Consider the following 5,793-nt stretch of genomic DNA (forward strand, 5'->3'; position numbering starts at 1 on the left):
TGCCTAGTTCGAGCCCAGATCGGGGAGCCAATTCTCCCTTACTCTCAACAACATTCTTTGAAACGTATACAACGGATCCGTGGCAAACTCCATGACTTTGCCTAGTTCGAGCCCAGCTCGGGGAGCCAATTCTCCCTTCCTCCCAGCAACATTCTTTGAGATGCATACTACTGATCCCAAGCAAACGCGCCAAATGCCTCTTGATCAGTGCTAGATAGCGCCCCGCCAGCTTACATTTACTACAATGACAATAAAGGCTTAAGCAAAATCGCGCACTACAAGACGGTGCGGGCGAATGATATATCGATCAAGACATGCCAAGCTGCGCCGGCTACAGCGCAGCCACCTTATCTTCTAAAAACTTCAACCGTTTGAACTGTGCATGCTGCGGTGGTATGTGCCTGACATTTGCAAGACAAGCTTTACAGCGCTCGACCAAGCGTGGTTGCATTCCTTTTTGGTCAATCATTTTTAGGGTTACCTGCACGACGTTCAGATTCAAAGCGGGGTGCTTCGGCGTACACTCAAGCGCTTCTGTAAACGCATCGATTGCGGCATCAAGATTACCCGCCTCAAATTCTTTGATTCCGGATTTATTAAGCTTGCGAGCCTTCGCCTTCGCTAGAAGCCCTACCGGCTCATCGATTAGCTCATTGATTGACTTGATCATCGGAGCATTATTTTGCTCCTTATTCGCCAACTTGCTCAACAGTGTCTCAGCCTCACCCGTTTCACCCATGCTGTAAAGCGTCTTTGCAAACTCTAACTGCGTTGAGGAATCAAAATCATGGTCAGCCAATAGCTTTTTCGCCTTAACGAACATTTCTTCTGATTTGCTCTTATCACCTTGCCCCTTATATGTCCGTGCCTCAATCAAGGCAGCATTCGCATGAACCGAAGGATCTTGACCGAACTTTTTTACCACGCGCTGCATAGTATGTATGGCCTCTTTGGCTTTAGTTCGACCCTTCTCACTGGTATCACCTTCAGAAATATCAGCCAAGCAACGCCCTAGATTTAGATAATTTTCGGGCTTGTCATGAATCGAATTAAAACCGAGCTTCATCGTCGCCTTAAGCGCGCCTGCCGCGCTCTCATGATCATTGTTGGTAGAGCACACTTCAGCGAGCTTTCGCTGTCGATTGTACGCATGGGGCGATATATCTACGGCGTCTTCGAGTGTTTTCTGAGCCTTACGATTCTCTTGCAATTGCAGATACGCATCGGCCAACTCATCATAGGCCTCGATGATGTTTGGATTAACCTCAAGAACGTGCGAAAAATCTTCAACGGCAGATTCTACTTCGCCAATAGCGGCCTTCACGCGACCAAGCCCTAACCTAGCCCAGCCGATATCACGCTTGGTCAACACATCGTCATAAATTTTACGGGATTTTTCGAGCTCACCCTCGTGATAGTATAGGTTTGCAAGCGTCCTAAGACACCAAAGCAGATATCGAGTCTCACGTTTGATTTCAAGCCCAAGAAGCGCGATTGCCTTTTGGTTGTCGTTCTGATCCAGGGCCTCATTAATAGACTTTAACTTTTCACGCTGCTCAATAAGTTTGTCAAGGCGCTGCTGCAGCACTATTTTAGTCAAAGGCTTCGTTATATAAGCATCAGGGAGATATTCTAAGGCCCCCATCACCATATCTTTCGACGTCTCGGCCGTGACCATGATGAACAGACCCGTGTGTTTTAACAGATTGCTAAAACGCAACTCCTCAAGCACTTGTTGACCGTTCTTCCCATTACCAAGGTTATAATCACACAATATGATGTCGAAATTATCATGCTGACATCGTTGGATCGCGTCTTCACCATTAATCGAAACATCGATTTGTTCAACCCCACACGCCCTAACCATCTGTTTCAGGGACAAACGAAAGTTTTCAAAATCATCGATTATCAAAAAACGCAGATTACGGTAGTATTTGGCGAGCTGAACTTGGCTGGTAACGGACATAGTATTGGCTTAATTCCTTTTATGTTGAGTTTAGACCGCTTTCCTAGATTTTTTAAGTTGATGAACTCCTTATAATCTAACGTTCAGCCGCACAGCAACAAGAGCCTTCTTTAATGAATCAATTTCCAATCTTTATCGCATTAGATGTTGTTGATGATCATCGACAAATTTTGCCCGTCGCTATTTCTTGGTCGATGCCCGACGGACAGATAAAGAGCACGCTCATTGCACCTGATGAAGACTGGGAAATCGAGGAAATCGCGCTAGGCGATTTGGATCTTGAGACTGTCATCGACCAAGGAGCTACACCGGCCGAAATCGTAACCGAGATGAATTTGGATTTCGAAGACACGACCATTTACTGCTTTGATGAATATCAGGATATTCCCGCGCTAGACGCTTTGTTTCAAGCTCTCAATGATGAGCCGGGATTTGAAGTAATCGCTTGGCAACAAGCGTTTAGTACCACCGCTAGCGAGACAATCTTTGAGACTGCAGCTTGGGTAAAAGAAGTAAATTCACTCAATCTGACCATGTCTGAAGATAGGGTAAAGCAAATGTTGATATGCTTTGCAGAACTTAGATAGGAACTCATCGGTTCTGTGACGCGTGCAAGTACCTTCAGTGCCTTATATGAGAAGCTTCGGCGCTAACTTTTATCTGACTAGAGACCTGATTGAACAGCATGCCGTCCCGCTACCTCTCCTTTTTCCTGCTATTTATCACCCTAAGTGCCAGCCCACTTGCAGCGCAAGCTAAAGAGGCTTTGCCTGATAATCGAAGCGGGAACAAGGCGAACAAGGATTACGTTGCGATCGGCGCTCACTTCAACCAATTCAAATCGATTCTCTTGGAACTTGAGGACCCTGAAGGCAACATCGAGTTCAGGGAGTTCCCGTTAACTGCGAAAACCTACGGCGCATCAGTGACCATTGGTACAAATATAAACCGCAACTTTTTCACTGAGCTACGATATGGGCAGGGGGTGGTGTCGGATGATCTAAGCAACGGCGCAGCCGATATTAACATTGATGACTGGCTAAATTGGTATATTGGTGGTGCGTTCGGAATTACTGACTACGCCGACGTTTACGCAAAATATGGACTCACCTTCTATACTGGCGATATAACCCGCTACGAAACGAAGAGATTCAAAACCGGAGAGGTCCCTCCGTTTGGAGAGACAATTACCGTCATCCCGGCGGTCACTGAGAACCTTACTGAAGACATTTTTTCAGATTCATTTAGCACAAGCTGGATGGTCGGAGTTGACTTCAACATCTTTCAAGACACTTTCTGGACGTTTGAATACGGCCGACTTCTGAATGACAACGGTACCGGTATCAAAGTGTATCAATTCAATACACTACTCAAATACGAGTATTGAAATACGCCTTATCGAGACTCTATAAACCAGCACTTGTGAATCCTATGATTTCGCTCAAAATCTTTATCTAATGAAAATGCGGTTTTATCACTCACGCTATACTTTTCTTTGACATCCTCGCTAAGCGAGAACTTGCGAAGGTTCGTTGAGAATATCAATACACCATGTTCATCTAAGAGGCGCATCGCGCTATCAATTAAATACTGATGATCTCGTTGTACATCGAAAACACCCTCCATTCTCTTAGAGTTGGAAAAACTTGGCGGATCGATAAAAATCAAATCATAAGTGCGTAGTGGCGATTCAGATACTGCGGCTTCGAGCCACTCCATACAGTTAGCTCGCTCAAATTTATAATTACCGCCCCCTAATCCATTCAACGAAAAATTGTTCTGAGCCCACTTGAGATACGTTTGTGACATGTCGACACTCAACACACTACAAGCACCGCCAATTGCGGCTTGAAGACTAACTACACTAGTATACGAAAACAGGTTTAGAACCTTTTTACCTCTAGAGTTCGCAGCTATCCAACGCCGAACTGCTCGATGATCAAGAAACAACCCTGTATCAAGATACCGACCAAGCTTTACTGATAGACGCGCACCACCTTCGCGGACGACGATAGAGCGACTACTGTCCTCCTCTCTCTCGTACTGGGCTTTCCCTTTTTGTACCGTTCTCTGCTTTAGAAACACATTGGAATCTGCCACGCTCATTGTCTGTGCAATTGTCTTCAGCCCCTCACTAAGACGTTCAATGGCCGCTTTTTCATCGACGCTCTTGGGCGGTGCATATTCTTGAACGTACAAAAAAACCTCGCCTGACTCATCTTCATAGCGATCAATTGCAAAAGCATATTCCGGCATATCCGCATCGTACAATCGATAGCAACTAATGCTGTTCTTCTTTGCCCACTTAGCGATATTTTTCTCGTTCTTCCTAAGCCGATTTGCCAACATAGCCGCTCGCTCTTGATTCGCAACGCGCCAGTAAGCAGGATTACGCAATTTTTCCTGAGGCGGCAACCACGCAGTCTGGAAACGATTCGCCTCATCAAGCTCAAATAAAAGCAAGGCTGATTCGATCGCACCATTTAGAAACTTATATCGCTTGTAATAGCGCCAACCAATAAACTTTTCGAGATCAGGATTCCCAGTAAACACACCGGCGCGCCAACCTTGGAGGCTGTTTAAAAACACCTCGCCTAGCGTTCGATAAACAGCCATCAACTGATCAACCTCACCAATACGTTCACCGTAAGGCGGATTGGTCAACAACAAGCCTTTCGGTATGTTTTCAGGTATCTGAAGTTCGTCGATACTTCGCTTTTCGACATGAACAAACTCAGAAAGACTTGCCCGCTGAATATTCTCCCACGCAACACCGATTACTCGGGAATCCATATCAAACCCTAAGACCTTGCCTCTAAACGCGTCTTTGCCGACACATTCGCGTTTCTCAGCCTCCTGAATAAGCGCCAGCCAAATACCTGCGTCGTGCTTCTTCCATTTATCAAAACCCCATTCCTGCCGACTTAACCCGGGAGCAGTATCGGTGGCCATCAACACCGCCTCAATACAAAACGTACCTGAACCACACATTGGGTCTAAGAATGCCCCTCCCTCTTTCGCGAGTGCACTCCAGTCCGCCTGCCTTAACAGAGCAGCAGCAACGTTTTCTTTCAAAGGTGCAGGCCCCTTATCTAAGCGATAACCTCTTTTGTGAAGACTTTGTCCTGCAAGGTCAAGGCTAATCGTAATCCGGCCCTTTGATAGCTTTGCGCTTACCCGTATATCCGGGGCGGTTTTGTCGACTGAAGGTCGCTCGCCTGTCAAACTTCTGAAATGATCAACAATTGCATCTTTCACCGCCAACGCGCCATAAGCCGAGTTGTTAATATCTTTATTCGTTCCCGCAAACGACACAGAAAATGTCGAATCAGCACTAAAATGCTGAGCCCAAGGGATAGAGGACGCGTGACGATATACATCAGATCCTCGTTCAATTTTTCCGGTAGCGAGCTCAAGAAATACACGATTAGCAATTCGCGACCAGAGTAGGCAGCGATAAATTTGCTCAAGTTCGGCCTCCGCTTCAACACCGGCATTGACTGCACGAGTTGACGAAAGCCCCATTTCGATTAGCTCTTGTTCCAACAAGTACTGCATACCCAGCGGGCAAGAAACAAATAATCTCATAAACAAATTCACCAGTACCTAAAAATATAAATTGAAATAAGGGCTACATACCGACACAAAATTGCCCACAAATAAACGCATACACACAAGGCTTATACCAAGACTCTATAATCACTCACTCTGATAGCTAAAAAGATTTCTATACTTTATGTAGGCGTTTTTGCTAACTTAGTAGTTGTGCAATTAGTAAGCAGTCAGCTGCACAAAAAGTTTGTTATTTATCGCTCTAACAATAATCC

The 5,793-nt window shown here is 45.6% G+C and carries 4 protein-coding genes; 2 read left to right on the plus strand and 2 right to left on the minus strand.

The features are described 5' to 3' along the window. Positions 1-331: 331 nt before the first annotated feature. Positions 332-1,966 (minus strand): tetratricopeptide repeat-containing response regulator, encoded by a 1,635-nt coding sequence (locus A3751_RS12495; protein WP_068456498.1) that lies wholly within the window; start codon positions 1,964-1,966, stop codon positions 332-334. A gap of 113 nt (positions 1,967-2,079) precedes the next feature. Here A3751_RS12495 and A3751_RS12500 point away from each other — a divergent pair, with 113 nt between their 5' ends. Next, positions 2,080-2,553 (plus strand): hypothetical protein, encoded by a 474-nt coding sequence (locus A3751_RS12500; RefSeq protein ID WP_068456501.1) that lies wholly within the window; start codon positions 2,080-2,082, stop codon positions 2,551-2,553. A gap of 98 nt (positions 2,554-2,651) precedes the next feature. After that, the gene (locus tag A3751_RS12505) at positions 2,652-3,353 is read left to right on the plus strand and encodes an outer membrane beta-barrel protein (RefSeq protein WP_068456504.1); all 702 of its coding nucleotides are present in this window, start codon (positions 2,652-2,654) and stop codon (positions 3,351-3,353) included. Between the two features lie 8 nt (positions 3,354-3,361). On the opposite strand, the gene rlmKL is transcribed toward A3751_RS12505, so the two are convergent. After that, positions 3,362-5,554 carry a bifunctional 23S rRNA (guanine(2069)-N(7))-methyltransferase RlmK/23S rRNA (guanine(2445)-N(2))-methyltransferase RlmL gene (rlmKL, locus tag A3751_RS12510; protein WP_068456507.1) on the minus strand — a complete coding sequence of 731 codons (2,193 nt, stop codon included), beginning with the start codon at positions 5,552-5,554 and terminating at the stop codon, positions 3,362-3,364. Between the last annotated feature and the right edge of the window lie 239 nt (positions 5,555-5,793).

It is taken from the genome of Oleiphilus sp. HI0080, assembly GCF_001635135.1.